The organism is Methanosarcina spelaei (genome assembly GCF_002287235.1).
Taxonomy (GTDB): Archaea; Halobacteriota; Methanosarcinia; order Methanosarcinales; family Methanosarcinaceae; genus Methanosarcina; species Methanosarcina spelaei.
Genome location: NZ_LMVP01000170.1, coordinates 1 through 3,863, shown reverse-complemented (window position 1 = coordinate 3,863; position 3,863 = coordinate 1). Strand labels below are relative to the sequence as shown.

Annotated in this window: 3 protein-coding genes and 1 pseudogene; all 4 read left to right on the top strand. The window is 33.4% G+C overall.

The window, feature by feature from the left end; translation table 11 throughout:
* Positions 1-69 precede the first annotated feature (69 nt).
* Positions 70-269, top strand: a pseudogene (locus ASJ81_RS09955) (IS1634 family transposase); the annotation flags it as partial.
* 622 nt (positions 270-891) lie between these two features.
* A complete protein-coding gene (locus ASJ81_RS09950) occupies positions 892-1,431 on the top strand; it encodes a hypothetical protein (RefSeq protein WP_095644330.1) in 540 nt (179 codons plus the stop codon).
* Positions 1,432-1,840: 409 nt separating this feature from the next.
* Positions 1,841-2,710 (top strand): hypothetical protein, encoded by an 870-nt coding sequence (locus tag ASJ81_RS09945; RefSeq protein WP_170943267.1) that lies wholly within the window; start codon positions 1,841-1,843, stop codon positions 2,708-2,710.
* 210 nt (positions 2,711-2,920) lie between these two features.
* A partial coding sequence (locus ASJ81_RS09940; RefSeq protein ID WP_095642727.1) for an ISNCY family transposase occupies positions 2,921-3,863 on the top strand: 943 nt, incomplete at its 3' end.

The following is a 3,863-nucleotide window of genomic DNA, read 5'->3' as shown; positions in this document are numbered from 1 at the left end:
TTCAAGTACGGTTCCTAGGGGAGAAAGGAGGAGCAATCCTCCCGACTTACCCAACTTCCCAACAAGAATATATGTGTTTCTATCGGGTCTATGCTTGCTGTCCAATACTTTTATGAAAAACTTAATTTCTCGGGTATTTTTAGCAAGCATAAAAGTCGGGGTTTAGATCTCAATAGCTTATTAATAGGCTTGGTGAGCTACAAGCTCACCGAGAATTTTAATATTTAAAGAAGCTGGTAAGGTTAAACCAGGAAGAAATTATAAAATTAGATGAATTAATAAATTGTGTCAAATTGATTTGAGCTAAAAATGGGATAGACTGACAATATCAATTAGTGGATACTGTCAAACTTAGGATATATAAATTTATTGGCCAAATAATCGCACGACCAAAAATTAAGGAATTTACTTCAAGCAAAATAAGTATGAAAATTGCATTGTTAAACGACTTGACCGAAAAATTTACAAATAGTGGATGAAAATAAATTCATGGAGTTCAAGAGTTTTCCAAGACCAACTTAACTCCATAATATACGCCCAGGAGGCATGATTAAGTTAACTTTGCATATATTAAAGTTTACTTAATTCTGCCTCCTGGGTAAAATAAACGGGAGTGAATAAATAATGAAACCTGCTTTCGGCAGGTCGACATAAAAATCCATTCAATTTTTCTATTGATATCGTTTTTTTCAGAACTATTTAAATTAAATTTAAATTAAAAATTACTAAATGTTAACCATAACATTATTAATATATATTTGTAACAAAAGGAGAGAAACGACAAATCAGAATAGATATTTAGTCCTCATGATACTGATTTTTAACTAAAACTACAAAAACTAATGATGAAAAATATTTAAGTGTTAGAATGTGCTTGCTGCCGAATGTAGGATGAAAAAATTTAGAGCCGGAATTTTGCTTGTGACAATATTTTTGGCGAGTTTTGTTCTTGTACCAGCTACGAGTGCGGCTGCCGAGGATGCAAGTGTAAACAATTTCTCTGATAGTGAGGTTGAAACTTACAGCATCGATGGGCTAACTCCCCAACAGGTAGAAGAAATAGAATCTGAAATCAACCGTATAAGGGACATGCCAGATATTGTCAACAACTGCCCTTATATGCCTCTGCTTGTGGCCACTGACGAGCAAAAAGAGATTTTCTTAGGGTATATAGACAATTTATCAGTCTCGAACTCTGAGAAAAAGGAAATGAAAAAAGAATTGAAAGATATTTGGAGTCGTGTTCCAGACAAAATCACGGAAAAAGATTATCTAGTGATGGAAAAAATCGGAAAGGCAATAACTACACATGTTGAAGAGACATATTGGGCAGACGATCAAAGTGTTAGATGGATGTCATATGCACACCGTAATTTAATTTCTGCCGGTGTCAATTGGTCGTCCAGTGTTATCTGGTTGATATTACCATGATGAATATTCAGTAGGACAAATGCTTGCTTTTTTGTGCAAGTAACGCAAGTCAGCTCAAGTTGCGCTGAAGCTCGGAACAAAAAACATGGAAACTACTTTACGATCATTTGAGAATAATATCAACCAGATAACAGAGGACAACCTATTTTTTAAACAGTTTAACATTATGTAACTATACTAATGAATCGAATATCAATGAGTAGATAGGCTACTTAGCTATAGGTTTAGCAATATCAGGCTCCTAGTCGACAAGAAGGAATGTTTTATTGTCCAGATACTTTCGGATCTGATTTTAATCTTATATTAATCACAACAGATGCTCTATTGAAAAAGTAAGCATAATACGGAACTCATAAAGTATTAGTGAAATAATTCCTATACTTTCTAAAAAATATAAGGTAGGGTAAACGTGACAAGAAAAAATCTACTGCTCATTCCTATCTTTTTTGCCCTTTTTGTTATAGGCATACTATTTTTCTATGTTGTTTATGCCATAAACACGGGTACGTACCTTAACAGGGAGCCGGTTGAGAGATATTATTTTGAGTATGATATCAAAGTTACAGGACTTTCCGGAAAGGAAGTGAATGGAACGACTGTGATAATGGTTCCTATCCCTGCATCTAAGGAAGGCAAATTTTTTACTCCCTTTACGCAGAAACCTGATTTTATCCAGAGGTTTCTACTTAAAATCATGCACAAACCTGAACGAGATCATATAGGTCCTTATTTTAGAAATATGAGTGAAACACTTGATAATAAAGAAATAATGGGGGACTGGGTAACTTTCATTGAAGAAACTGATAAAGGTTATATACTTGGATTCAGAACCAATGAGACTAGGCTCGAGGATATCTCGTATGGTAACTCGTTTGTTGCAGATTATTTTGATATTTTTGATCCTATAAATAATGGAAGTCCAATGTTATTTCCTGTCGAAAATGTATCTAATATTTCTTCTGTCTCTTATGGAGACTACACTAAGTATGCCTCAAATCCAAAATATGATACTTATATCTACTTAAGCGATAATCTAAAAGGAGGAGAAAATGTATCTTTCTTTGTCTACTTGGCTGCAAATAATGATCCATATGAGTGGCCTGAAAAATACAGAGGTAAGTACGATAATCTACTATTGGCAAAGGTTAATGACACAGGCTATGTAAAAGTCAGGACTATTATGGGACAGGAAGTACCATGGGGAAATGACAGTCTTGAAGTAATGAGTACTCAGTATTTTTTAGATTTTTATGCTGATGAAACATCTGACAATTCTTAGGACTAACTATCAGAATCCATCTTCTGTGAAGCAAGTTGATTTAACGATATTTGGTTTCTTAGAATCTCTTCTAAATAGCGAATTTCGGTTGATAATTATATTGAAGCTGTACAGAGGACTCAGTTCCAAAATCTAGTGATGAAAGTAAGTGTAACATCACTATATAAATTTATAATTCTATAACTATGTAATGATGTTACGGCAAAAACAATGGTAATTATAAATCTTACTCTTAATAACTTATCGGAACTCCCTGCTCTCTCATACCTTTTTGATAGTTATAGCAATGATTACGAATATACCACAAGAGGAATTTTTCGTAGAAAAATTCCTCCAGCCTGCCCTATTTGCAGTGCTCCTATGGTTCATAACGGCTATAATCTATACATCAAAAAAGGTCTTGGAAAAATCAGCATTGGTCGATACAAATGCCAAAATTGTGGTAGTACAGACGAAGAAGATCATAGTTTTTGGGAAGGTCTGAAAACTTTACTTTTTGATTCATTCAATAATTTTTTCCAGGTGCTCAGATACCATAAAGTTTCTTATGATGGAATTTCTGATATAATGAGCTTCATATTTCCAAGATCAAGAAGCACTATTTTTAGAACATTCAACAAAGAAATGGAACAGGAAAATGTTCCAATTTTAGAAAATGTACATATGGTGCACTATGACGAACAGCATCCAAAAGAGGGACGTTGTCAGAAATACCGTTTAACATTACTGGATGCAAAAACTCAAAGAACAATAGCAGATGAACTTTTTGAGGATAAAAGTTCAGAAACCATCAAAACGTTTCTACGAAAAAATCTAGATACATCAGAACCTGTGTTTATTGTTACGGATTTTGATAAGAGATACCCAGATATTTTAAAGGAAGTTTTTGGGGATAAGTTAGTGCATCAATACTGTTTGATGCACTTAAACAAGCTTATAGTTAGCGATTTTCCGAAGAAAACAACAATTGAACAGGAACTATTAAAATACAGGTTATTGAATATATTTTACAATCGTGAAAATGAGATTAAATTCCTGGAAAAAATTCTATCTGAAGAACTTAACGTAATTATGAATGAAGAAAAGCATCAAGAATGGAGTATAAAGGCAAAAAAGGAATTTAACCGATTTAGATATAAATTGAAGCTAGAAA